The 23463-nt window shown below is 46.5% G+C and carries 25 protein-coding genes; 18 read left to right on the top strand and 7 right to left on the bottom strand.

The window, feature by feature from the left end; genetic code table 11:
• Positions 1 to 80 precede the first annotated feature (80 nt).
• Both ACYCSE_RS19010 and ACYCSE_RS19015 read right to left on the bottom strand, forming a co-directional pair.
• A complete protein-coding gene (locus ACYCSE_RS19010; protein WP_023988023.1) occupies positions 81 to 752 on the bottom strand; it encodes a zinc metallopeptidase in 672 nt (223 codons plus the stop codon).
• Positions 753 to 791: 39 nt separating this feature from the next.
• Positions 792 to 1223 carry a MerR family transcriptional regulator gene (locus ACYCSE_RS19015; RefSeq protein WP_023988024.1) on the bottom strand — a complete coding sequence of 144 codons (432 nt, stop codon included), beginning with the start codon at positions 1221 to 1223 and terminating at the stop codon, positions 792 to 794.
• Positions 1224 to 1517: 294 nt separating this feature from the next.
• Between ACYCSE_RS19015 and ACYCSE_RS19020 the strand changes: the two genes are divergently transcribed.
• The 4 genes from ACYCSE_RS19020 (at position 1518) to ACYCSE_RS19035 (ending at position 5606) form a co-directional block, all read left to right on the top strand.
• Positions 1518 to 2921, top strand: a complete 1404-nt coding sequence (locus tag ACYCSE_RS19020; RefSeq protein WP_459699340.1) for an ammonium transporter — start codon at positions 1518 to 1520, stop codon at positions 2919 to 2921.
• Between the two features lie 48 nt (positions 2922 to 2969).
• On the top strand, positions 2970 to 4052 hold the full coding sequence (locus ACYCSE_RS19025) for a DUF294 nucleotidyltransferase-like domain-containing protein (protein ID WP_254349420.1): 1083 nt from the start codon (positions 2970 to 2972) through the stop codon (positions 4050 to 4052).
• Positions 4049 to 4786, top strand: a complete 738-nt coding sequence (locus tag ACYCSE_RS19030; protein WP_061828597.1) for an exonuclease domain-containing protein — start codon at positions 4049 to 4051, stop codon at positions 4784 to 4786. Before ACYCSE_RS19025 ends, ACYCSE_RS19030 begins: the two co-directional genes overlap by 4 nt.
• A 172-nt stretch (positions 4787 to 4958) precedes the next feature.
• Entirely contained in the window at positions 4959 to 5606 is a 648-nt protein-coding gene (locus ACYCSE_RS19035; RefSeq protein ID WP_459699343.1) for a TlpA family protein disulfide reductase, read from the top strand.
• A gap of 38 nt (positions 5607 to 5644) precedes the next feature.
• On the opposite strand, the gene cimA is transcribed toward ACYCSE_RS19035, so the two are convergent.
• A complete protein-coding gene (gene cimA, locus ACYCSE_RS19040; protein WP_254349422.1) occupies positions 5645 to 7261 on the bottom strand; it encodes a citramalate synthase in 1617 nt (538 codons plus the stop codon).
• Positions 7262 to 7554: 293 nt separating this feature from the next.
• On the opposite strand from cimA, the gene ACYCSE_RS19045 reads away from it, so the two are divergent.
• The 3 genes from ACYCSE_RS19045 to ACYCSE_RS19055 all read left to right on the top strand — a co-directional run bounded on the left by ACYCSE_RS19045 (position 7555) and on the right by ACYCSE_RS19055 (position 10932).
• Complete coding sequence (locus ACYCSE_RS19045; protein WP_459699345.1) at positions 7555 to 8835, top strand: DNA polymerase IV; 1281 nt, start codon at positions 7555 to 7557, stop codon at positions 8833 to 8835.
• Between the two features lie 162 nt (positions 8836 to 8997).
• The gene (locus ACYCSE_RS19050; RefSeq protein WP_013309730.1) at positions 8998 to 9240 is read left to right on the top strand and encodes a ferredoxin; all 243 of its coding nucleotides are present in this window, start codon (positions 8998 to 9000) and stop codon (positions 9238 to 9240) included.
• Between the two features lie 267 nt (positions 9241 to 9507).
• Positions 9508 to 10932, top strand: coding sequence for a L,D-transpeptidase (locus tag ACYCSE_RS19055; RefSeq protein WP_250268017.1), 1425 nt, complete (start codon positions 9508 to 9510; stop codon positions 10930 to 10932).
• A gap of 27 nt (positions 10933 to 10959) precedes the next feature.
• Here ACYCSE_RS19055 and ACYCSE_RS19060 read toward each other — a convergent pair whose 3' ends face one another.
• Positions 10960 to 11106 (bottom strand): hypothetical protein, encoded by a 147-nt coding sequence (locus tag ACYCSE_RS19060; RefSeq protein WP_023988033.1) that lies wholly within the window; start codon positions 11104 to 11106, stop codon positions 10960 to 10962.
• Positions 11107 to 11324: 218 nt separating this feature from the next.
• Between ACYCSE_RS19060 and ACYCSE_RS19065 the strand changes: the two genes are divergently transcribed.
• From ACYCSE_RS19065 to ACYCSE_RS19075, 3 genes are read left to right on the top strand one after another with little or no spacing between them, the layout of a single operon-like run.
• On the top strand, positions 11325 to 12419 hold the full coding sequence (locus ACYCSE_RS19065; RefSeq protein WP_061828594.1) for a quinone-dependent dihydroorotate dehydrogenase: 1095 nt from the start codon (positions 11325 to 11327) through the stop codon (positions 12417 to 12419).
• Between the two features lie 34 nt (positions 12420 to 12453).
• Positions 12454 to 13266: a GTP pyrophosphokinase gene (locus tag ACYCSE_RS19070; RefSeq protein ID WP_023988035.1), complete on the top strand. Its 813-nt coding sequence runs from the start codon at positions 12454 to 12456 to the stop codon at positions 13264 to 13266.
• Positions 13267 to 13836, top strand: coding sequence for a DUF309 domain-containing protein (locus tag ACYCSE_RS19075; RefSeq protein WP_459699350.1), 570 nt, complete (start codon positions 13267 to 13269; stop codon positions 13834 to 13836).
• Positions 13837 to 13920: 84 nt separating this feature from the next.
• Here ACYCSE_RS19075 and ACYCSE_RS19080 read toward each other — a convergent pair whose 3' ends face one another.
• A complete protein-coding gene (locus tag ACYCSE_RS19080) occupies positions 13921 to 14448 on the bottom strand; it encodes a thioredoxin family protein (RefSeq protein ID WP_013309735.1) in 528 nt (175 codons plus the stop codon).
• A gap of 163 nt (positions 14449 to 14611) precedes the next feature.
• On the opposite strand from ACYCSE_RS19080, the gene ACYCSE_RS19085 reads away from it, so the two are divergent.
• On the top strand, positions 14612 to 16276 hold the full coding sequence (locus tag ACYCSE_RS19085; RefSeq protein WP_459699353.1) for an RsmB/NOP family class I SAM-dependent RNA methyltransferase: 1665 nt from the start codon (positions 14612 to 14614) through the stop codon (positions 16274 to 16276).
• Positions 16273 to 17055 (top strand): pseudouridine synthase, encoded by a 783-nt coding sequence (locus tag ACYCSE_RS19090; RefSeq protein WP_459699355.1) that lies wholly within the window; start codon positions 16273 to 16275, stop codon positions 17053 to 17055. Before ACYCSE_RS19085 ends, ACYCSE_RS19090 begins: the two co-directional genes overlap by 4 nt.
• Positions 17056 to 17180: 125 nt before the next feature.
• Here ACYCSE_RS19090 and ACYCSE_RS19095 read toward each other — a convergent pair whose 3' ends face one another.
• Positions 17181 to 18362, bottom strand: a complete 1182-nt coding sequence (locus ACYCSE_RS19095; RefSeq protein ID WP_459699357.1) for a GGDEF domain-containing protein — start codon at positions 18360 to 18362, stop codon at positions 17181 to 17183.
• A 206-nt stretch (positions 18363 to 18568) separates the two neighbouring features.
• On the opposite strand from ACYCSE_RS19095, the gene ACYCSE_RS19100 reads away from it, so the two are divergent.
• Entirely contained in the window at positions 18569 to 19693 is a 1125-nt protein-coding gene (locus tag ACYCSE_RS19100) for a glycosyltransferase family 4 protein (protein WP_254327853.1), read from the top strand.
• Here ACYCSE_RS19100 and ACYCSE_RS19105 read toward each other — a convergent pair.
• The gene (locus tag ACYCSE_RS19105) at positions 19690 to 20796 is read right to left on the bottom strand and encodes a YkvI family membrane protein (RefSeq protein WP_028542811.1); all 1107 of its coding nucleotides are present in this window, start codon (positions 20794 to 20796) and stop codon (positions 19690 to 19692) included. The genes ACYCSE_RS19100 and ACYCSE_RS19105 overlap by 4 nt on opposite strands.
• 140 nt (positions 20797 to 20936) lie before the next feature.
• Between ACYCSE_RS19105 and ACYCSE_RS19110 the strand changes: the two genes are divergently transcribed.
• From ACYCSE_RS19110 to ACYCSE_RS19130, 5 genes are all read left to right on the top strand, one after another.
• Positions 20937 to 21542: a DedA family protein gene (locus ACYCSE_RS19110; RefSeq protein ID WP_442434250.1), complete on the top strand. Its 606-nt coding sequence runs from the start codon at positions 20937 to 20939 to the stop codon at positions 21540 to 21542.
• A gap of 84 nt (positions 21543 to 21626) precedes the next feature.
• A complete protein-coding gene (locus ACYCSE_RS19115; RefSeq protein ID WP_013309742.1) occupies positions 21627 to 22199 on the top strand; it encodes a xanthine phosphoribosyltransferase in 573 nt (190 codons plus the stop codon).
• A 101-nt stretch (positions 22200 to 22300) separates the two neighbouring features.
• On the top strand, positions 22301 to 22645 hold the full coding sequence (locus tag ACYCSE_RS19120) for a hypothetical protein (RefSeq protein WP_007429850.1): 345 nt from the start codon (positions 22301 to 22303) through the stop codon (positions 22643 to 22645).
• Positions 22646 to 22785: 140 nt separating this feature from the next.
• The gene (locus ACYCSE_RS19125; RefSeq protein WP_061828588.1) at positions 22786 to 23007 is read left to right on the top strand and encodes a hypothetical protein; all 222 of its coding nucleotides are present in this window, start codon (positions 22786 to 22788) and stop codon (positions 23005 to 23007) included.
• Between the two features lie 118 nt (positions 23008 to 23125).
• Positions 23126 to 23455 (top strand): carboxymuconolactone decarboxylase family protein, encoded by a 330-nt coding sequence (locus tag ACYCSE_RS19130; RefSeq protein ID WP_013309744.1) that lies wholly within the window; start codon positions 23126 to 23128, stop codon positions 23453 to 23455.
• The last annotated feature ends 8 nt before the right edge of the window (positions 23456 to 23463 follow it).

Consider the following 23463-nt stretch of genomic DNA (forward strand, 5'->3'; position numbering starts at 1 on the left):
TTGGTTTTAGATAAAGAAAAAAAGGTTGTTCCTCTACCGTTAACTTGGTGGAGGAACAACCTTTTTTGCAGCACAAGCAATTAATCCCGGCTGTTAAAGATACCGATTAAGCGAATTAGTTCCAGCAAGGAAACGAGAGCTGCAGCCACATAAGTTAATGCAGCAGCATTTAATACTTTGGCGATACCCCGTTCTTCATCACTACGGATAAACCCTTCGGAAACCATAATTTCCCGGGCGCGGTTGGAAGCATTAAATTCAACCGGTAATGTAATTAATTGAAAAGCAACAGTAGCCGAGAAAAAGATAATACCCAAGCCAATCAGGTTCGTGTAGCTGAATAAGAAACCGGCAATCAGCAGAAATGGTGCAATCCCGGAAGCGAAGTTTACGATCGGAAAGATCCGATGACGGAGTGCTAGCATGGGATAATGCTCTTTATGCTGAATGGCATGACCGACCTCGTGACAAGCTACGGCAACTGCGGAAATGGATTTTTCATAATAAACGGGCTCGGACAGCCGTACGACTCTTTGCATCGGATCATAATGGTCAGATAACGCACCAGGTACTGGTTCAATAGGTACATCATGCAAACCATTGCGATCCAGCATATGCCGAGCTGCATCATAACCGGTCAACCCATTTTCATTTGGGACATCAGACCATTTATTAAAAGTACCTTTTACACGGAATTGCGCCCATAAGGATAATCCGAACGCAAGAATAATCAATATATACATACCCATCATAAAGCAACCCTCCATTATTGTTCATCATAGCCCGGGCATCTACATCATAGAACTATGCTCCAGCAGATACTTCAGAGCTTCGATACAAGCGGCGCTTTGTGGTAGTAGACCAGTAAGCAACTTGCGCGCTTGAACGGGCTTGAGCTGCCCCAAAAGAGGCTGTAGTTCATTGACTTCACGTTCTAGACGCTGCATGTGCATCTCTAGACTCGTTAGTTTGTCAGTGACGTGCTCTTCCCCCGCGACCGAGTTCCATTTAATCAGTGTCTGTCTGATTTCCTCAAGGCTATACTTCTCTTGTTTCATTTGGTTAATACGTTCAAGCCTGTTTAAGGTTTCATCATTATAAAGTCGATAATTTTTCAATGATCGTTCTTCAGGTGTGATCAAACCAAGCTTTGTGTAATAATCAATAGTTCGTTCGCTGACACCAGCCGCCTTGGCTAGCTCACCAATTCGATACAGCTTCATATCCCCATCTGTCTTCACCTCGCGCTCTTCGTTCAACCTTCAATATTAGCATTTGCAAACGGAGTGTATATAAAGAATATTTTACATGATTCCCAACCATACAGTCAAACGTCATGCTTTTTTTGGACAGAAACAAGCTACTTTTATAGTTAGTAAATGTGACATGGAGTGTTTGGGACCATATTTTTTTAACATAATAAAAAAAATCTTGTCAACTTTCATGTATTCTGATTATAATGACAATAAGAATTTCACGAAATGTAAAGAAACTTAACATTCGAGGGAGTGGGCTTCATGAGAAAAAAGTGGTTAGTTGTATTATTGGCCATGCTGACAGTATTAGCTTTTCCGGTAGGTGCGTTTGCTGCTGACGGTCCGACAAATATTCAACTTCAAGCCGGGCTAAACACGGCCTTTACGTTCTTGGCATTTATACTTGTATTTTTTATGCAAGCGGGATTTGCATTGCTGGAGGCAGGCTCGACACGAATGAAGAATGCGGGCCATGTCGCTGGTAAAACGATTCTCACCACAGGTGTTGCGGCTTTGTCCTTCTGGGCACTTGGATTTGGATTCGGATTTGGTAATGATGGCGGCAACGGATTTATGGGACTGACGGGTTTCTTCATGAGTGGTACGAATGCTGCTGCATCGTTTGATGCTCTTTCAGGTCTGGATGTTCCGATTACAATTATGTTTTTGTTCCACTTTGCTTTCGCTGCGGTATCACTTTCTATCGCATGTGGGGGAATGGCAGAGCGTGCAAAATTAAGTGTATACATTATCTTCGGTGTTTTGTTCTCTATCGTGATCTATCCGGTTGTAGCTCACTGGGTGTGGGGCGGCGGATGGCTTGGTAAGTTAGGCATGCAGGATTATGCCGGTTCGACGGTAGTCCATTTGACAGGCGCTACGGCGGCACTCGTCGCTACACTGCTGCTCAAACCGCGTCTGGGCAAGTTCAATAAAGATGGCAAGCCGAACATTATCCCTGGTCATAATCAGGTGTACTCTATCTTGGGTGTTATTATTCTCTGGTTTGGTTGGTTTGGGTTTAACCCAGGTAGTGCTGTATCGGCTATGAACGACGGATTCTTTGGATATGTGGCCTTGACTACCAATATTGCTGCTGCGGCAGGTGGGGTTTTCGCTTTGCTCGTATCCTGGATGGTATATGGAAAAGCAGATATTCCTGCTATGCTAAACGGTGTGCTGGCGGCTTTGGTTGCTATTACTGGTTCTTGTGCCTTTGTAGCCCCTTGGGCGGCACTGGTCATTGGTGCAGTTGCAGGGATCGTCACTTTCTTCACAGCGCAATGGTTCGAGCGTGCAAGAGTAGATGACCCGGTATATGCTTTCTCCGTGCATGGTGTTGCAGGGATGTGGGGCGCAGTGTCCACAGGGTTCTTCGCTACTCCTGAACTTGTAAAAATAACAGGTGTAGGTCAAGCGGGTCTGTTCTATGGTGGTGGATTTACCCAATTAGGAGTACAGCTGCTTGGACTGATTGGCACTTTGGCTTTCGTGTTCGTCATTTCCTTCATTATTCTGGGTGCGATGAAAGCGATTATGGGTATTCGCGTTACGGAAGAGGAAGAAACGATGGGACTGGATATCAGTGAACACGGTACGTACGGCTATCCTGAGCAAATGAAGTTGGTTACCGAGGCTGAAAAGCGTTCTGGAATTGTGAACTAATATGTAAAATATAAAGAACCAGTATGGATGAGCGGAGGAGATGGAAGTATGGAACTGCAAAATAAGGCCTCTTGGGTGAGTTCCGCTGAAGCGATGGATCATGCAGATACGCCTGAATCGCTAAGGCAGGCCAGGGTCGACTCTCAAAAATGGCTGCTGGCTTCCCAAGCCTCCGCTCCGTTATCAGACTGGTTACGAACGGCGAATGAAATGCATGACCGCATCGCGGCCAGAGCTGTACAAATGTGTGAAAAAGGGATGGTTGAGGATGGCTTCGGCCCTCCTCCCGTCCCTTATGCATTTATAGCCTTCGGAAGCATGGGGCGCTCGGAATCGACGCTGTGGAGTGACCAGGATAACGGTATGATTATCAGTGACACAATATCTGCTGATAAAGAATTGTATTTTAGAGAGTTTGGTCACAGGGTGTCTGCGATGTTAGAGTATTTGGGATATCCCAAATGTGAGGGGAAAGTAATGTGCTCGGAGCCGTTGTGGCGCCAAACATTGTCTGGATGGCAAGAACAGCTAACGAAATGGTCGGACGATTTTGCTTGGGAGCCGATCCGTTATCTGATTATCTCGTCTGATATGAGGCATATCGCTGGAGATGAGCAATTATCTGCAAACTGGAAACGAAGTTTTTATGAGTTGTTCCGAAAACATCCTGATTTACCCTCGGCGGTGCTTAGGAACACGGTGAGGCATAAAGCGACACTTAATATTTTAGGTCAGATTGTTACCGAGCGCTTCGGTGAGCATGCGGGCGATTTTGATGTGAAATACGGGTTGTACATTCCGCTGGTGAACGCAGTCCGTTTTTTGGCGTTGCAACATGGTGTAGAGGAAACCTCCACCCTCAAAAGGCTCAGTCGTCTCGCATCATTGGAAGCGGCGCCGTTGCCTTTACTCGATGCTTGCGAGCGAGCCTTTCGGATCGCGCTTCAGCTTCGAATGGCTACTCCGGTGAAGAAGAATGATGGATTGCTGGTCAGCAATGGCTACCTGGCTGTAAAGCCGCTCAAACAAAGTAAAGGCTGGCATGAGTTGCGCGAGGCGCTTTCGACAGTACGACGGCTGCATCGTGCGTTGCAAAGGCAGTTGCGATTTATGGAAGGGAGAAGGTCATGAAGGAACCAGCGCAGGGAAGTGGCTTCTGGAGCGCTCTCCGCAGAGGAGGAGTGCCGTCTGCGATCGCATCTGTAATGGGGGCTCCTACGGCTCAGCAGATGGCTTTTATTCGCTCCTTAACCCGGGAGCAACGGCGCTCTGAAGTGTTGCGGACCCCGCTGGATCGTTTGGAGACGGTAGTTTTTGATCTGGAGACAACGGGATTTTCAGCACAGCATGGAGATGAGATTTTATCGTTCGGGGCGATTCGGGTTGTCGGGGACATGATTATGGAAAAAGAGCAGTTTTATACGCTTGTTAATCCACGGACTGTGATTCCTGAGCATATTACCGAGCTAACTGGGATTACCCGGGAAATGACGGATGAAGCTCCACCGCTTATGAACGGATTGCACGACTTTATGTCCTTTGTAGGTGGGCGAGTACTTGTGGCACATGCTAGCGCTCATGACAAGGCCTTTTTGAATGCTGCGTTATGGAAAACATCTAAAGTTCAATTGACTCACCGTGTTCTGGATACGATGATGCTTGCCAAATGGCTTGAGCCACAGCAACATCAAACCTACAGTTTGGATGAATTGTTGACCTATCAATCCATTCCGATTGAAGGGCGGCACCATGCGTTAGAGGATGCGAAAATGACGGCTAAGCTGTGGGTTGCCTATGTTCAGGAAATGTTGAAGCGTAATGTGACCAATTTGGCAGATGTCTACGCGCATTTAAGTCATGCCTGATTCAGTACAAGGCATAGCATTCATATACACATCAAAACAGCAAGTTCGCGATTTCGTGGGTTTGCTGTTTTTTTTGCGTCCTGTTCAGATTTAAAAGGTTAGAGGTGGGAACAGTATGGGCATCCTATGGAGAAGGTAAGGGTCATTTAGACGAAAGACAGGTGATAAGACTGTGAAAAGATTTCTTTTCATCAGAGCGATGGTTATGCTGGGTGTGGTTGGGGCTTTGTGGGGAGTTATTGAAAACACAACTTATGCAGCAAACCTGTCCATGGAAAATGCACCATTAAAAGAGGAATACGGTAGAGAAAGACTTAAAGCTGAGAAAGAGGTAGAGGATGAAACAGCAGATGCGGTAGAGGTAATGAAAAAGATAAAGCCTGGGCAGCGGCTTCCTTCTATGATTTTAAAGGGATTAAACGGCAAGACCTACGATGTAGGGGCCACGCGCAATAAAGCTTTGGTTATTAGCTTTTGGGCTTCGTGGTGCGATCCGTGCCGATTAGAAGCGCCTATGCTGAATGAGTTGTATAGTAAGTACAAAGATGATGTGGATGTGTATGGTATCAATGTAACTCGCTATGATCGATTGGAGGATGTGCAGAGGTTTTCCCGCTCTTTGGACCTCCAATTCCCCATTTTACTTGATGAGCAAGGAGCATTGTTTGAACGATTTGGAGGGGTAGCTTTTCCAACCCATGTAATGGTTGATCATCATGGACAGGTCCGCGAAATCATAATCGGCATGCTCAGTGAGCAGGAGTTGGAACGCAAAATAGAAACTCTTGAAAAAAAGAAGGTGTCTTTGGGAGCCGAGTAGACCCCAAAGACACCTTATAAGCTCATGCGAGCACCTGATTAGTGATTAACTAATCCGTGATGAGTAAGCTCTGTCTGATCATTTTTTGGAGTCGGTGCTTCCAATAATGCGTAACGGAAACTGTCCAAGAGAGCTTCCCAGCTGGCTTCAATTACATTTTCGGATACGCCTACGTTACTCCAGACGTCCTCATAATTTTTAGACTCAATGAGCACACGTACCTTGGCGGCGGTGGCATCCTTTTCGTCAAGCACACGTACCTTGTAGTCAGCCAAATGCATGTCCCGCAAGGCAGGGAAATATTGAGAAAGAGCCTTGCGGAGTGCGTTATCGAGCGCGTTGACAGGACCGTTACCTTCAGCTGCGGTATAGACACTCGTCCCTGCGACATTCAGTTTCAAAAATGCCTCGGATACGACCGGGCGGCCGGCAGTTTTCTCTACCAGCACTTTGAAGGATTCAAAAGAGAACATTTCCTTCACTTCACCACCTGCTTCACGAATGAGCAGTTCCAACGAAGCATCCGCGCCTTCAAACTGGTACCCCTGATGCTCCAGTTCCTTGATGCGGCTAATTACGCCTCGTGCCTCATCACTAGATGGGTCAAGGGTGATGCCCAGCTCTTGCGCTTTGGATACCACGTTGCTTTGCCCAGCCAGTTCGGAGACCAAGACCCGCTGCTTGTTCCCCACGAGTTCAGGAGCTATGTGCTCATAAGTTCGCGAGTCGCGCAGAATGGCTGACACGTGGATGCCCCCCTTATGGGCAAAAGCTGCATTGCCTACATAAGGCTGGTTCACAGGCATATTGACGTTGGCGACTTCGCTCACAAAGCGGGCTGTATTGTGGAGTTGATTTAACTTCTCAGTATCTAGACAGTCGTAGCCCAGTTTGAGCTGCAAATTAGGAATGACGGAGCACAGGTTAGCGTTACCACACCGTTCACCGTAGCCGTTGATGGTACCCTGAACCTGCCTTGCGCCTGCTTGTACAGCACTTAGAGAGTTCGCTACTGCCAATTCGCAGTCATTGTGTGTATGAATACCCAACTGCGACCTCGTTATCTGGCTTTGCAGCATAGTGACAATTTCCTGAATCTCATGCGGTAGGGTACCGCCGTTTGTATCGCACATCACGAGCCAATCCGCGCCTGCTTCTTCTGCTTTTTTCATAACGGCCATTGCATACTCGGGGTTGTTTTTATATCCGTCAAAAAAATGTTCGGCATCAAAAATAACCTCCATGCCCCCTTGCTTTAAAAAGGCGATGGAGTCGTAAATCATAGACAGATTTTCCTCCAGTGTCGTCTGTAGGGCGGTGTGCACGTGAAAATCCCATGATTTACCCACAAGTGTAGCAGCCTGAGCGCCGGATTCCAGAATTCGTTGTAGATTGACATCCTGTGCTGCGATGCTATCTTTGCGGCGCGTGCTGCCGAAGGCGACAATCTTTGCCTGAAGGCCTAGCTCTTGTACCCGTTTGAAAAATTCGATATCCTTGCTGTTGCTTCCGGGAATCCCGCCTTCAATATAATGAACACCGAGATCATCGAGTTTTTTGGCGATTTTCAATTTGTCATCAGCAGACAAGCTAATTCCTTCTCCTTGAGTGCCGTCTCGCAGCGTTGTGTCAAAGATAGAAATAGCGGTGGACATGAGGGACTCCTCCTTTGCGGATTGCTCAGATTGGTGATGCTCTGCTTTTTTAAGCACATTAATTTAGTTGTTTAACGCTTAAAAACAGGAAAGCGTTAGTTTGTCGTGTTCGTATGTTAGTCGATTATATCAACTTATGACTTCAATTGTAATATATAATTATCATTTTTAGCCGCAAAACCTTTATTTTTTATGTAAAATAGAAATAGCATTTAAGGGTATTTCAAGTATAAAATCAAAACACATATTCCCGCGATGACGGGTGAATTTACAGTTAAAAAGAAGGGTTGAGCATGAAAGATGTCAGTGCTTATTATCCGGCTGGTGGACGAGTTATTCTGCATGTGGATATGAATGCATTTTATTGTTCCGTTCATGCAGCGGAGGAGCCGGAGAAATATAAGGGACTGCCTACCGCAGTGGCAGGCAGTAGTGAGCTGCGCAAAGGTGTAATTGTAACCTGCTCATATGAAGCTCGACGATTGGGCATTTCAACAGGGATGGTCGTTCAGCAGGCTCGTCGGATCTGTCCGCACCTCATCGTAATACAGCCTGATTTTCACTTGTATCGTCGTTATTCCAAGGCATTTATGAGTATTGCCTATTCATATACGCCTATGCTGGAAGCAACTTCAATTGATGAGTGCTATCTGGATATTTCTGGCTCCAAACAGTTTGGAACACCTATGGAAATTGCTGAGGAAATCCAGCGCAGAGTAGAGGACGAACTGGGTCTGCCCTGTTCAATTGGAGTTGCTCCCAACAAGTTGCTGGCCAAAATGGCCTCTGATCTGAAAAAACCACGCGGGATATCTATTCTACGTTTGCGTGATGTACCCAACATTTTGTGGAACCTTCCTTGTGGTCAATTGTTTGGTGTGGGCCGCAAAACGGCAGATAAGCTTCTACAAATGAACATTCGCACCATTGGACAACTAGCTAAGGCTGATGAGCATATGCTGGTTGGCGTATTTGGTGTGACGGGTTCGTGGTTAAAATTGGCCGCTAATGGGATTAACCATTCTCCAGTCAGCACTGAACGGGAGCCAAACAAGTCCATTGGTCACACGACTACCCTGCCTATGGATGTGGTAAAGCTGGAAGAAGCCCAACGGGTACTTCTTAACATTAGTGATCAGGTAGCCCGGCGGCTTCGACGACACGGTATGCTGGCAGGAGGTATACAATTGACGATTCGGACGCCGGATATGAAGACCTTTACGCGTTCTCAGGTCAGGAGTACTCCTACGGAAAGTGCAGAAGACATATATAAGGAAGCTTGTGCGTTGTATCGTCGCCATTGGGGAGAAGATAAGCCTGTGCGCTTGCTGGGGATTACGCTACAGCAGCTCATTCCAAAGGAGGAAGCGGCCGTTCAAATGGATCTATTTGAATACCAGGATCAGCCTAAGAAAGAAAGCTTATTGAAGACGATGGATGCACTGCGCGATAAGTTTGGTGAAAATGCAATTTTGACCGCTGGGATGCTGGGAGATGATCCTTCGGTACTTCTTCGCAACTCCAAGTTGCGCGGAACTTCGCTGCAAAAAGACAATCTACCAACTCCGGAGTGAAACTTTTGGGTAGATTATTGCAAGCATCACAAGCTTACGTTATAAGTGTTTTTTGCATGAAGGATAAAGGAAAATAATTTGTAATAATATTGGGTTTGTATTAATATGTGAATAGAATGCAAAAGCTGGTTTGTTTGACTGTATAGGAGGAAGAGAAAAGTTATGGCTAAATACACTTGGGTAGAAAAAGATACATGCATTGCTTGCGGAGCGTGTGGCGCTACAGCACCAGACATTTATGATTATGATGATGAAGGTTTGGCAGAAGTGATCTTTGAAGGGGATGCAAACCAAGGCATCAAGGCGATCTCAGAAGATTTGTTTGATGATATGCAGGATGCTTGTGACGGTTGCCCTACAGATTCCATCAAAGTAGCAGACGAGCCGTTCAATAAAGAAGGTTAAGCGTAGGCTTCTTCGATAGGCACAGCACTGACAGCTCCCTTCGCCGTATAACGGTGAAAGTAAGCTGTTGGTGCTTTTTTTTTAGATTATAGAATGGTTCAGCGGAGGTGAACTATTCTATAATCGCAAGAAAAACTTCTGCCAAGCGCGGTCTAGCTTCCGTGAAAGTGCGTCGATAGACGTTTTTCTTATGTGCTGTCCATCGAGTCTATTTTTGCCGATATACATAATAGGAAGTATGCAAGATTACACGATCAGGAGGATCCGATGAACCATTCGCCTCATCTTAAATCGTATGTAAAAAAACACCCTGATAATAAAATGGCCTGGTATTTACTCGGCAAAGAGTATGAGAGCAGCGGTCAAGAGGGCAAAGCAAATTATTGCTTTAATCGCGCAGGAGAAGTGTTCGAAGCCTTCGAGCATAAACAGATTCCGGCAGACGTATGGATGGAATATCAGGATAAACTGGTTCAAATGTCCAAGGAGAAGGATCGAAGGACGGCTCGAACACGCCACCTGTTAACTGCGTTAATGGTACTACTGCTCATATGGGTTCCTTCAGCCAATTCACCGAGACCTTCAAATGAAAATGCATCTGTTCCATCTGGAACTGAGCAGGCAGCAATTGATAATATTGAAGTTACGAAAGTGGCCACTGCTGATCCGAAGGAGATGGCCCAGATCGGTGTGGTTGGTGGTGTGTTTACGGCTCAAGCTCGAAAAGGGAGTGGAGCTGGAACGGGGCTTACTGATTTGTTGGCTAAGACTAGCCGACTGCCGTCCAAGACTACGGTGTTGGGTATGGAGCAAGGGGGCTCGTGGCTGCTCTGGAGAGAGGGTATGAAGCCCTTACTTAGTGTACAGAACAAAGGAAACGGTGGATTAGCTGTTCAGTCTTACGACGCCGCTGCGTGCGCTTGCAAGCCGTCAGACAGTGAAAATCTTCGCAAAGCAGGTCTAAAATGGGCTGCTGGACAGGAGGAATTAGCTGTGTTGAATAGCTCCATGCGTGCTTTTCGCTCACAGCATCAACGTCTTCCCCAGAGTCTTGATGAACTGACTCGAGACTTTCCCGCTAACACGATGTACGGTACGACAGACGGGATGAAGAAGGCTTTTACACCTATGCGTAATTTACTTGCTTCACCAGGACAGGGAACAGGGAAGGCAGTAGATTTAGACGCTGACTCGTTGGCCGAAAGCAGTCCATTACTGGCATCGTCATTGCACGGACAGCCTTTTCTGGGGCAACCGTTGCGAATTGTGGTGGACAAATCCAAGCACAGGCTCGCACTGGTGAGTGGGAATGTACTTATTCGAAATTATCCTATCGGTTTGGGCGGAGAGAGAACACCAGAAGGGAAGTTTGTGATTACCGATAAAGTAGTAAATCCGAACGGCAAATCCAACGGTGAGTTTGGCAGCCGTGGAATGCAACTGTCTACAACGAATTATGCCATTCATGGCACGAACGAGCCGGACAGCATTGGCAAAAATGAGTCGTTGGGTTGCGTCCGAATGGGTAAAGAGGATGTGGAGGAATTGTTTGCACTCGTACCTTCGGGTACGGAGGTAGTTATTGGTAACGGGGGATTGCCTGATCAAGTGCTTGTGCCTGGTTCTCGATTTACAAGTGAGCCGCAGCATGACCAGACGAATCCCCGCAAAACCTATCACTGGCTAAATTAACGTTTTGATGCTATTGCTACTTGGTGTTTAACGATTTCCTGCTTGTGCTAAAACAATGACCAGAATAATCACAATGATGAGGAGAACAAAGCTGACGGCGGTCCATACAATCGCTTTCTTGTTCACCTCATCCTTTTTCTTTTGCAGACTGGGCGGCTTGCGCTTGGTCTTCATATCAGCAATCCCTCTTTTCTAACGGGCTAAGGTCTTGTCTTACTATGTCCATTGTAAATGGTTTGATTATACATTTTCAATGACATCTCCATGACAACTGAATTGTTCTGGAGCTACACCTCGCAAATTACTTTCTTTTTGGTATGGAAAAAGCTAAACTATTTTGTAGAGATGTTTTTTTAGGATTGTGCAAGGGCATAGAACGGAGTGGATGAATCGTGTTGTATCGAAGGATTGCGAAACCTGTTTTTTTTAAAATGAGTCCAGAGACGGCCCATCATGTAGTCATTGACGGCTTAAAACATGCGGGCTCATTCCCTGGTGGAGCAGCGACACTGCGAGGGATGTACGGAGTCAAGGAAACGGAGGATCTTGCCGTTGATCTGTTTGGCATTCATTTTCCCAACCCGATTGGACTGGCTGCAGGACTGGATAAAAATGCAGAAGCGGTTACTGGTTTTTCTTCCATCGGGTTTGGATTTATGGAAGTGGGAACGGTGACACCTGTGGGACAGCCCGGCAATGATCGGCCCCGGTTGTTCCGACTGCCTCCCGATGAGGCGTTAGTCAATCGGATGGGCTTTAACAATCTGGGTGCTGAGAGCATGGCCAAACGTCTGGCTGCACTCAAACATCGACCTGTTCCGGTCGCAGTTAATATCGGCAAAAATAAAATCACGCCCAATGAGGATGCTCATAAGGACTATGAAAAGTGTATTTCCGCACTGTATCCGTATGCGGACTTCTTTGTAGTGAATATTAGCTCGCCGAATACGCCGGATTTACGAAAGCTCCAGCATGGTAATGAACTGAAGTCGCTATTGGAAGCGGTTCGGGCAGAAATGGGAGTTCAGGCGAAAAAGTATGGCAATGCCAAGTCTGTACTGGTTAAAATTGCGCCAGATGTATCGGATGAGGAATTGGAATATATGACAGATGCGATTGCTGCCAGTGGAGTAGACGGCATTATTGCGACCAATACAACAATATCCAGAGCTGGTCTGACGCACCGAAATGCGAGTGAAACAGGAGGGCTGAGTGGTAAGCCGCTGCGTGACCGTTCCACAGAGGTCATCGGACGGGTGTACCGCCAGACGGAAGGTAAGCTGCCTATCATCGGATCGGGCGGCATCTTCACGAGTCGTGATGCCTATGACAAAATTAAAGCAGGCGCAAGCCTGATTGAAATTTATACAGCATTGATCTACGAAGGGCCGGAAGTAAATAGGGCTATACATGCTGGCCTGCGTGAGCTGCTTCGAAAGGACGGCTTTAGACACATTACCGAGGCTGTTGGTGCAGATCACAGATAAAAAAGCGTTGTCGGAAGAGACAGGAGGTACGGGGATGGACGGAAGAGACTGGGGAACATTTTTACTGCCATACGATCAGGCGGTGGAAGAGCTTAAGGTCAAGTTCAAAACAATGCGTGCGGAGCTGAAAAAGCGCGAGGAATACGCTCCTATCGAATTCGTAACCGGACGGGTTAAAAAAATATCAAGCATCCTCGATAAGGCAAAGAGATTACAGGTTCCTTCTGATCAGCTGGAGACGGGAATCGAGGATATTGCAGGCATTCGCATTATGTGTCAATTTGTAGAGGATATTCGGCGGGTGGCCGAATATATCAGAAGACGTAAGGATTTGACCGTACTGTATGAAAAGGACTATATCACCAATTATAAAGACAGCGGCTATCGCAGCTTTCATATGATTGTGGAGTATCCGGTTCAAACAGCAGTGGGGCTGAAGATTGTGCTGGCAGAAATTCAAATCCGTACTTTGGCTATGAATTTTTGGGCAACCATAGAGCATTCTCTTAGCTATAAGTATCGTGAAAGCTTGCCTGATAATATGCGCACACGATTGAAAAAGGCAGCTGAGGCAGCCTTTGTATTGGATAATGAGATGTCTTCTATGCGTCTTGAAATATTGGAAGCTCAGAAAAAGTTCGAGGATGAAGCCAATATCGTATCTAAAGTGCTAACAGGTATGCACCGGCTGTATTTCTACCATAAGATCAGTGAAACGATTGATGCGCAGCGCAGATTTAATGAACTGTGGGAACGGCACGACATGGAAGGAATCAAGCTGCTTCACGATGAGGTCAAAGAGATGCTAGAAGCCTCTACCAAGGAAGAAGACAGGGATGAGTATTAAATGGAAAACATTTCCTACGAACCGCTGTACGTGACTTATTTGGTATACTTCAATCGGGATCGGGATTACTTTGAATGTCATGAGGTACTGGAAGAGCTGTGGCTTAAGCTGGACCGTGACCCTGTATATAAAGGTTTGCTGCAAGTTGCTGTAGGACTGTATCATTTCCGGAATGGTAACTATCGTGGTGGACATATGATGCTGAATAGTGCGGTCCACAGGCTGGAGCATGCTCCTTCGCAGGCGCTGGGCATTAATATGGCGAAGCTGGTGGACGAGGCGCGCGTTTGCGCCCGTCAGCTTGCTGAAGCAGTTATGAGCGGTACGGAAGAGCTTCAGCACCAACCGCCGGTTTATCGGGATTTGACGATAGAAATCGTCGAGCCCGGGCTGCGCCGGGCCGTGGAGAAGGCATCGTCGTCCATTCCAGTCAACATCCCGCAGCAGAGAGGTCCTCGGCGTGGGGATAAGCATGGGCAGCGTCAGCAGGCGCTGGCAGCTTCAATTAGGCGAAGACAGACAGCTGGCGGCTCAGGCTCTGTCTCGGCGGAAACGAAGGATGCGCCTTGAGTTTGAAGCGCATGATAAACAAGCAGCCCGATCCGTTTCATGAGGATCGGGCTGCTTTATCGTTTCAGGTGTGTGAACGTTTGACTAGGAGGTTACGTTCTTTTTATATTTCTCAAAGAAGGCTTTGAAATCGTCGAGTGTGTACCCATTGTCCGAAGGACTTTCCTTCAACCCGCCTACCATACGTTCCTTTTCCACGCCTTTTTCGTAATAAATGAGCGTAGGGGTATACTCAATCTTATACTTGTCCCAGCCATCCTCATACTCACGCAGGTTAAATTCGTGCATCGTAATGTTCTCCTGCTTGCTCAAAGGCAAGAGCTTAGGAGTAGTGGCGCGGCAATGCACACAGTCGGACGCGAAATGATAGACGAAGAAGTTTTCCTTTTTGTCAATTTTACTCTGTAGATCTTCCGGCTTAATAATTTGCTGATAGTTCGGGTCATTTAACAGCTCTTGAGTAGCAGGATTTAACGAGGCTGTGGAAACGCCATACAGCTTGTTTTTAGTGCCTGAATTTAAAGCGAGCAGCACTCCAAGCAAAATGACCAGCACAACAAAAAAGCCGATGACAGGTATAAGCTTTTTTTTGTTGGATTTTTGTGCGTTCAATGCAATCTCTCCTATCAAAATTCAAAATATGTAGCTATGAATCTCATTATTATACAACATTACAGATTGTAGTGAAAGTTCGTAAATCACACCGATATTGCAGGATAACAGGTTGAATATGGTACAATAAAATTTATTTTAAAAGGACAGGATGATTACGATTATGGGTGTACAGCTCCCCACAGCATTTGTAAAGCGCATGGAGCAACTGCTCGGCGACGAATTTGAAGCATTTATGACCGCCTATGACCACACGCCCCATGCCGGGATTCGCGTCAATACGTTAAAAATTCCGGTGGAGGACTTTAAGGAACGTTCTCCGTTCGAACTGCGGCCAATTCCATGGTGTGCCACGGGTTTTTACATTCCGCACGGTATGAAACCGGGGTTACATCCTTACTACCATGCGGGACTGTACTATATACAGGAACCGAGTGCAATGTCTCCGGTTGAACTGCTCAACGTAGCTCAAGATGAAGCTGTATTGGACTTGTGCGCTGCACCGGGCGGGAAATCGACCCAAATAGCTGCCAAACTACAAGGAAGCGGCGTATTGGTGACCAATGATATTAGCACGGACCGAACCAAAGCATTGGCTAAAAATGTGGAATTGTACGGTGTGCGTAATGCCGTGGTACTGAATGAAAGCCCGGATCGAATCGCCGATGCCTTTCCTCATTTTTTTGACAAGATACTAATTGACGCACCTTGCTCGGGAGAAGGTATGTTCCGCAAAGATGAGGATATGGCAAAACAATGGGAAACGCATTCGGTGGATAAATGTGTAGTCATGCAACGGGACATTTTGCGTGTAGCGGCCTCGATGCTGAGCACAGGAGGGAGAATTGTCTATTCGACCTGCACCTTTGCGCCAGAAGAAAATGAAGGAATGATCGCAGAATTTCTGGAGGCTCATCCCGATTTTGACGTAGTCCCTGTTCCATCGGAAGCAGGTTTTGCACCAGGCCACCCGGAATGGATGAGTGAAGAGGTCGCGGCATCACACCCCGAACTGCGGGGAACAGCACGCCTTTGGCCGCATCTCGTAGAGGGAGAAGGCCATTTTATCGCTGTGTTGCAACACCAAGGTGGTCGTGTCACTGGAACTGAAGATCACACTGAATCCGGGGATTTGACTCCATTTGAGGGCAAGAATGACAGGGTATTGAACATAGATGCAGCGTATCCACGGAAAAAGCAGTTTTTGTCCGTCAAGGAAGCACTGACGCCAAGCGGTCAAGGAAGACATGCGACTGGTGAGCCTAAACGAAGTGGAAAAGGAATGGACGGGAAGTCCGGTAAAGGAAAGTCCGCGCGCGGCTTGGGTGGCAATAAGTCTCGTTCTGGCAAAGAGAATGTAAAATCCGCTGCACGCTCCCCACAAGATGTGCTGGAGTCCTATCACCAATTTGTGAAGGATCAGCTGGAGGTGTCCTTTACAGGCTATACGGTGGTCTATGGAGATCGTATTTATCAGTCGCCATTGGCATCCCATCGTTTGGACGGCCTTAAGGTGGTGCGACCAGGCTGGTTTATGGGTAACGACAAGAATGGTCGCTTTGTGCCTTCACACCCGCTGGCGGTGGCATTACGCCCTTCAGAGGCGGCTAGAAGCATCAATCTCTCCAGTTCAGATGCTGAGGCCATCCGGTATTTAAAAGGGGAGACCTTGTCCATCCCCGTTGAGAGAATGGCACTGCGGAACGAAGTCCAGCCCAAAGGCTATACTCTCGTGTGCATTGATGGTTATTCGGCTGGGTGGGGCAAATGGCAGGACGGCATGCTCAAAAATGAATACCCTACAGGTTGGAGGTGGACATCGGTATGAGTGGAAAAGGGAGACAAACGCAACGTTTGGATAAAGTTTTGACCCATATGGGATATGGCTCCCGTAGTGATATCAAACGACAGGTGAAGCAAGGGATGATCACGGTAAACGGGAGGATCACCAAGGATAGCGGCTTACAGGTTCATCCATACCAGGATCAGATTGAAGTGAACGGGGAACGTGTTGTTTTTCGGGAGTATATTTACATCATGCTGCACAAGCCACCGGGCGTTATATCTGCAACCGAAGATACAAGGGAGCGGACGGTGCTGGATTTGCTGAGCGCGGAGGAACGACACTTTGAGCCTTTTCCAGTTGGACGCTTAGACAAAGATACAGAAGGGCTATTGTTGTTGACCAACGACGGTAAGCTAGCGCACGAACTACTTTCTCCACGGCGGCATGTCCCTAAAACGTATGAGGCTACCGTGTCGGGTGATGTCACGGAGGAGGATATTCATCAATTTACAGCAGGGGTGGAACTGGATGATGGGTATGTTACCCTTCCTGCACAGTTGACCATTCTTCGCCATGAACATCCGCACCAGGCAGATGGGGATGTCATTTCTTATATTTCACTTGTAATCCATGAGGGAAAGTTTCATCAAGTGAAGCGTATGTTCGAAGCGGTTGGTAAAAAGGTGACCTATTTAAAAAGAATAGCTATGGGCCCATTGAAGCTAGATGAACAGCTTCCACTGGGCAGCTATCGAGAGCTGACTAGTGAAGAACTGGCATGGATCGGCCGGGATATAGCATCTGCAACGTCAGAAGTTTGATGGGCAGATTAAATATAAATGACGCACAGGCTCTTATGAGATTCCTGTGCGTCATTTTATGATATAGACAACCAGACAGAGAATTACTCAAACTCAACGTTCAACACTGAATCGTAGTTTACGAATTATTGTGCGCGTGCTGCCCGACTCTTTTTCACTTCGGCTGCTGTATAAGCTGTAACCTTGTTTTTACCTGTCGTTTTGGATATGTGCATCGCTTGATCGGCCTGCTTGACCAGTTCATCCGGGTTCATTTCCTTCTTCACTGTACTGTGTCCGACACTGATGGTGACAATGCTTTCTTCCGCGACCCGCTCGCGGATACGTTCTGCAACATGTCCAACCTTGGCACGTCGATCCACAACCATTGCGACCAGTTCCTCGCCACCGTATCGTCCGGTCAGTCCGATTTCATCCAGTTCATCCTCCATAATCTGTGCCACCTGTTTGAGTACTTCATCCGCACGAGCATGGCCCTGCGTATCATTCAACTTTTTGAAATTGTCAATATCGCAAAAAATGACCGACACGCGGATTCCTTGATCCATATATCGCCGTAGTCGTCCCGAAAAATATTTACGGTTATATAGCCCTGTCAGGCCATCGGTGATGGAAGAACGGTAAATCCTTTGGAGCAGCTCCACAATCCGTTCAAACAGGATGAGGAATAACGTAGTGTAGTACAGCAATGGTAAAAATGACATATATAGGACTGTGTTTGATCTTCCAGCTTCTGCAGGGATGTCATTTCGCAGCCACAAATAGCCAAGCCAGAGCAAATACATGAATAAGCCGGCTACATACTTCTTTGGCTGTCCGATTCGTGGGGTGATGAACACAAGGCTCAGTATAAGTACCAGTACTCGATAAAACAGAGTGAACCCAACTAGTTTCGCTGCGCTGATCCAAGCGGGCAACAAACCTGCAGTCCAGGCAATAACCGGCAATATCAATAACGCACCCAGCAGCAGCAAGGTCCATGTCTGCGCACGTTTCAGCTTCCGGTAGAGTTGAAATACGGCGGCATTGATGAGCACGAAGGCAGACGCCTCCAGCACATTTTTCCACACGATTCCTTGGAGTTGCATCTTGCCTCCACCTGCTGAATAGAGATTCATGGCTTCATATGTCATAATAATAATAGCGGCAACCGAAAAAAGGATATAGGCTTTTTTTCGTTGTCTGCTATATATGATCACGCACATCAGTGCCATCATGAGTATAATATACAAACCGCAGGCTGCACTTACGGCCCCGGCCAGAGATGGGAAACCCAAGGTTCCCGATAAGGACAACAACGTCAACATCACCGACTCCATTTGCAAGAATAGTCAATCTATTGAACGGTTGATATCGTTCCGATACAATAGACAGGATTTATCCTATTTAAAATGTTATAATTTTCTTTTGTGACTAACATTTATTCTCAATATATCATCTTTCAGAAAATCCGGAAACCTATACATACAATCTGTGATCCGGGCAGTTTAATGCTTGAAAGGGGAAGCACGTCATGAAATTGCTACAGGCTCTCTTTTTCCCACCCGAGCAACCGGGAGGCGTTTCATCCATGATTCCATATCTGCAAGAGCGATTTACATCCCCCCGTTGGGAAATGGAGCTATTTTCAATCCCTAAACGGATTCGTAACAAGGGTAGGGACGAAGTAACTTTTGACACCTTTGACTGGACGAGATATGAACAATATCCAATCGTTCAAAAATATATTCAGACGTACCGCGACTATTTGTGGTGGACCCGGCTTCGTATTCAGAAGCCCTATGACCTTATTCACGCTCATCATCCGATTGCCGGAATCGCCATGAAAACTGTTTTTCCTGACATTCCGCTCGTACAGACGATTCACTCTTCCTATGAGAAGGAATTAATTCTAAACGGGAAAATAGAGGAGAACGGGCCTGAACACCAATTCTTGGTGTCACTGTATGGCGAAATGGAGCAGAAGGCGGATCGCCTGATAGCGGTATCTCATTCTTTTCAGCATTACTTAACTCCTTACGTTCAGAATCCGCAAGACATTGCAATCATTCCGAATGGATATGATGAGAAGCGCTTCAAACCCATTCCACACGAAAATGAAGTGACACAGCTCATAACCGTTTGTCGCCTTGTTCCGGCGAAAGGACTGGATATTTTATTGCGGGCCTGTGCTGAACTTAAAAAAAGAAATCTGGATTTTGTGCTTCATATTATTGGAGACGGCCCGGTTCGCCCTGAGCTGGAAGAGATGGCGCGACAGCTCGATATATACCATGAGACGATTTTTTATGGATATACCCTTCATCCAGAAGAGTTTATGCCTTTCTTTGATGTATTTGTCTTGCCTTCTCGGGCGGAGGCCTTTGGTTCGGTATTTGCGGAAGCAGCGTTAAGTTGTCTGGCATTGGTAGGTACAGAAGTGGGAGGAATACCGGAGCAGATTGAAGATGGGGTAAATGGTCTGCTCGTGCCACCCGACAATCCGAGGGCACTGGCAGACGCATTAGAGAAGGTCATTGCTGACCCTGCCTATCGTTATGAGCTGGCTAGATCTGCCTGCGATAAAGCTAAATCAAGCTATTCTTTAAGTCGGGCGGTTAACGAGTTGAAGAAAATGTATTTGAAATTTCCACATTAACCATGACGGGTACCACCTGGTTTGGAATCGGAATGCCGAAAGCTGGAGCGAGGACGTGAGGAACGGAAAGGTCTCCTGCGTCCTGCTATGATCAGTTTACTAACCCACATCAGACTGAGCATTCCGAAAATAGGATAAAGGACAGATAACAGTGAACTGAAGCCGAACTGACTGATTAAAAAACAGGTGAGCATAATGAATAGTGTGATGAGCTTGGGCGAAATTTGGACATGCTGACGAATTTGCAGACTGACTCCATAAATGTCGGCTACAAAGGTACTGAAGATTTCCATGAAAATGAGTAGAATGTATATGATTTCGACAAAGGCACCCAGACGGTAAGCAATGCTTCCCATAGGGATTTCAAATTGCTGAATACCCGGCATATGTGCTGACATGGCAAAGTGTGCAGCCATCAGCATAAACCCGACACCAACTCCGCCCAAAACTCCGCCCCAGCGGATGGTTCTTCGGGAAAAGGTTTGGCTGCCAAGTGGTACAAGCACGGCTTGGGCCATAGTTAGGTTGAAGGACGTGTACAGCAGTGGAGAGAGCAAGGTTCGAAATGTACTGTGATCTGTCGTATTCGTAATAAAACTCTGAGGATTGGGCATGGAGAGCGTGCTGTGAACGAGCAGAAGAGACATGATGATCATCAGAGGGACAACCACGGTGTTCATGTGCAAGATGGCCTTAATGCCTTTACTTAGCAGCAAATAAGTACCAATCAGTGTAATAAGCAGTCCGGTTTGGTAATGCAGGTGAAGGTGCTCTACAAAAACAGAGCCGGCTCCTGCCAGCATGACGCTGTTTACGCCAATCAACACGATGAGTGTGAACCAGCTAATCCATTTCCCGGCATTGGCACCAAAAAGATGTTTGTTGAGGTCCTCGTAGGATTTGGCTGAAATATCATGAGCGATCAGCATCATTTTCGTACCCAACCATACAAATATGATTGTGGATAGCATAATAGTGAGTGTAGCCCAACGACCATACTGCGTAAAAAATTGCAGAATTTCTTGTCCGGTAGCAAATCCGGCACCGACGATTGTACCGATGTATGTAAAAGCAATTTGAAAAACATGAATATTACGTTTCATCCCCAGTCCCTCCTTGCCTGCTTGAATAACGCTGCAGCGAGCATATAATACAAACTATGTTCAACTGAAATAGGACATGACTGGATGAGACTGAAAATAATTAAAGTGAATTAATGAATAGCTTGACGGGAGCGTAATTTATGGGTCAAATCCTTGCATGGATACTTGAATACGGATATTTGGCAATGTTCGGCTTGCTTGCACTTGGAGTAGCGGGTATGCCGATACCCGACGAAGTGCTAATGATCGCCTTCGGCGGGCTCGTGTCTCAAGGGCACTACAACTTCATTGCTGCACTGGCAGTCACATTTTTCGGTAGTATGACGGGTATGATGCTTAGCTACACATTGGGGCGTCTGTTGGGCAAACCACTTTTGCATCGATACGGAAAATGGGTGAGGCTTACGCCTTCTAGGATTGCCTCTTCTGAAAATTGGTTTGGGCGCTATGGTACATGGGGAATCCTGTTCGGATATTTTGTCCCCGGCTTGAGACATGTATCCTCATATCTGGCAGGTACAACCCGTTTAGGCGTTTTCCGCTATATCAGTTATGCATCAGCAGGAGCTTTGCTGTGGTGCGGTACATTTTTGGGGATTGGACATGCGGTGGGCATGCATTGGGAGCAGGTGGCGAAGCTAATGGAGAAGGTGACGCATCGGGTAGGGCTGGTCGTTATTCTTTTAATCGTTGCGGGAGGAATCACCGCATGGTTCTGGAACAAGCGTAAAAAAAATGTCACATGACCGCATGGAAAGCAGCTATAGCTTGAAAGCGGCGGGTGAAGTATGGTACTTTTACCGCATAGGATTGCCGTGGGAGGTCATGTAATGGAAGTATTAAAGAAACGAATTTTAAATGAAGGCGTGATTGCATCAGATCAGGTGCTGAAGCTGGATGGTTTGCTTAATCACCAGGTTGATCCAGAACTGACAATGGCAATGGGACGAGAGTTCGCAGCACGTTTCCGAGAAGAGAAGATTACCAGAGTAGTGACCGTGGAGTCCTCAGGCATTGCCATCGGGTTTGCGACAGCATTGGAATTGGGTGTACCGTTGGTATTTGCTCGTCGTAAAAAGACACTATTAGCTGATCCAGATGCGCTGTGTGAACGCGTACCTTCGTTTACAAAAGGTATTGTTACGGATATTATGCTGTCTCGTCAATTTATTCACGAAGATGACCGTGTTCTGTTCATTGATGATATTATTGCTAATGGTGATGCGGCGCGAGGTATGGTTAAAATCATTCAACGCTCCGGAGCGGAGTTGGTTGGATTTGGTGTCGCGGTGGAAAAAAGCTTTCAGGCCGGAGCGAGAACCATCCGTGAACAGGGTATTCGTGTAGAGTCATTGGTCAAAATTTCGTCGTTAGCTGACGGCAAGATTGAGTTTGCTGAATAGTAACAATTCAAAACTCCTGATCCTTATTTCTAATAATAACCTTTGCATGAGCTTCAATTTCGCTTATAATATAGATAAGGTTTTGGAGAGGAGGCAGCAACATGGGGAAAGAACAATTGACCGAACAGTTTTTTCTGGAAAAACTGGCAGCGGCTAAAGTACACTTTGAGCGTGCCTTGGATTGTAAGCATACGGAATTCGACGATTTGTATCCCTATATGATTGAACATCCTCAGTTTTTTTGGTATAAACGCTATGTGGCCTGGTCTGAGTTGTTGACGTTGGTTAACCTATGCGAAGAATTGTCCTTCTCTTGGAAAGAAGAATTTACTGCTCACCAAGTGGAGTATGTAGATCAGCGAGTGTTGTCTGCACAAGTGCTGGACTTCTGGTATGAGAAGAACGATACAAAAGAACATGATCACAGTGTGAATCAGTCGGGATAATTTGTCGCTCTGTTGGCAATCCATATAAGTAGTAAGAGAGAAGAGACCTAAATGATTCGTTTAGGTCTCTTTTTAAACTTTTTTCATGTATATAGAACCATGATCGTTATGCTAAAAAAGTGAATAAGGAGGGGACAAGGATGATTATGGACGAAGAATTGGATGCTTATCGACTCTCCGGTGAAAAGGTACGTGTCGTACGCGATGGATTGGAGTCCAACGATGTTGTGGGCATTGTACTGGCATGGGATGAGGAACAGGTGCTTATTCGTCGCCAGAATCGACGTGTGGTCAAATTGGATCGCAGCTATACATACCAGTCGTTCAGCGAGCCGCGTCACAATCCGATAGATCTGGATTAGGAATGGGTTCTCAAATGGGTGTTGGATAAAAATAACTGGCTGATTCATTAGGCATACAGAAACTCTAAATCGGACACAGTAATGAAGGAAAATCCAACAGAGAGGACGTGCTGTGTCAATGACGGTTATGGACGAAAAAGTACATGCATACAAGGATCAAATCAGCCATTTGGAAGATCAGTTGCCCGAGGTAGTTCATGCATATCATCGTTTTACCGGAGAGTGCTTTCAAGCCGGCAGCCTAGATGAAAAAACCAAGCAACTGATTGCGCTAGGCATTGGCTTATTTGCCAACAATGAGGTATGCACGTTTTATCACGTGGACGAGGCGCGGTCCAAAGGAGCCAGTGATCAGGAAATTATGGAGACCATTGCTGTAGCCGCAGCAGTAGGTGGAGGACATGCTCTAAGCCAAGGGGTAACGCGTGTACAGAAGGCGTTGCAATAAGGCGAATC

The sequence above is a fragment of the Paenibacillus sp. SEL1 genome (genome assembly GCF_054602535.1).

Bases quoted from the DNA above. Each gene is read 5' to 3' on its own strand.
- ACYCSE_RS19010 (WP_023988023.1), bottom strand. From the start codon at position 752: ATGATGGGTATGTATATATTGATTATTCTTGCGTTCGGATTATCCTTA.
- ACYCSE_RS19015 (WP_023988024.1), bottom strand. From the start codon at position 1,223: ATGAAGCTGTATCGAATTGGTGAGCTAGCCAAGGCGGCTGGTGTCAGC.
- ACYCSE_RS19020 (WP_459699340.1), top strand. From the start codon at position 1,518: ATGAGAAAAAAGTGGTTAGTTGTATTATTGGCCATGCTGACAGTATTA.
- ACYCSE_RS19025 (WP_254349420.1), top strand. From the start codon at position 2,970: ATGGAACTGCAAAATAAGGCCTCTTGGGTGAGTTCCGCTGAAGCGATG.
- ACYCSE_RS19030 (WP_061828597.1), top strand. From the start codon at position 4,049: ATGAAGGAACCAGCGCAGGGAAGTGGCTTCTGGAGCGCTCTCCGCAGA.
- cimA (WP_254349422.1), bottom strand. From the start codon at position 7,261: ATGTCCACCGCTATTTCTATCTTTGACACAACGCTGCGAGACGGCACT.
- ACYCSE_RS19045 (WP_459699345.1), top strand. From the start codon at position 7,555: ATGAAAGATGTCAGTGCTTATTATCCGGCTGGTGGACGAGTTATTCTG.
- ACYCSE_RS19050 (WP_013309730.1), top strand. From the start codon at position 8,998: ATGGCTAAATACACTTGGGTAGAAAAAGATACATGCATTGCTTGCGGA.
- ACYCSE_RS19055 (WP_250268017.1), top strand. From the start codon at position 9,508: ATGAACCATTCGCCTCATCTTAAATCGTATGTAAAAAAACACCCTGAT.
- ACYCSE_RS19060 (WP_023988033.1), bottom strand. From the start codon at position 11,106: ATGAAGACCAAGCGCAAGCCGCCCAGTCTGCAAAAGAAAAAGGATGAG.
- ACYCSE_RS19070 (WP_023988035.1), top strand. From the start codon at position 12,454: ATGGACGGAAGAGACTGGGGAACATTTTTACTGCCATACGATCAGGCG.
- ACYCSE_RS19075 (WP_459699350.1), top strand. From the start codon at position 13,267: ATGGAAAACATTTCCTACGAACCGCTGTACGTGACTTATTTGGTATAC.
- ACYCSE_RS19085 (WP_459699353.1), top strand. From the start codon at position 14,612: ATGGGTGTACAGCTCCCCACAGCATTTGTAAAGCGCATGGAGCAACTG.
- ACYCSE_RS19090 (WP_459699355.1), top strand. From the start codon at position 16,273: ATGAGTGGAAAAGGGAGACAAACGCAACGTTTGGATAAAGTTTTGACC.
- ACYCSE_RS19095 (WP_459699357.1), bottom strand. From the start codon at position 18,362: ATGTTGACGTTGTTGTCCTTATCGGGAACCTTGGGTTTCCCATCTCTG.
- ACYCSE_RS19100 (WP_254327853.1), top strand. From the start codon at position 18,569: ATGAAATTGCTACAGGCTCTCTTTTTCCCACCCGAGCAACCGGGAGGC.
- ACYCSE_RS19105 (WP_028542811.1), bottom strand. From the start codon at position 20,796: ATGAAACGTAATATTCATGTTTTTCAAATTGCTTTTACATACATCGGT.
- ACYCSE_RS19110 (WP_442434250.1), top strand. From the start codon at position 20,937: ATGGGTCAAATCCTTGCATGGATACTTGAATACGGATATTTGGCAATG.
- ACYCSE_RS19115 (WP_013309742.1), top strand. From the start codon at position 21,627: ATGGAAGTATTAAAGAAACGAATTTTAAATGAAGGCGTGATTGCATCA.
- ACYCSE_RS19120 (WP_007429850.1), top strand. From the start codon at position 22,301: ATGGGGAAAGAACAATTGACCGAACAGTTTTTTCTGGAAAAACTGGCA.
- ACYCSE_RS19125 (WP_061828588.1), top strand. From the start codon at position 22,786: ATGATTATGGACGAAGAATTGGATGCTTATCGACTCTCCGGTGAAAAG.
- ACYCSE_RS19130 (WP_013309744.1), top strand. From the start codon at position 23,126: ATGACGGTTATGGACGAAAAAGTACATGCATACAAGGATCAAATCAGC.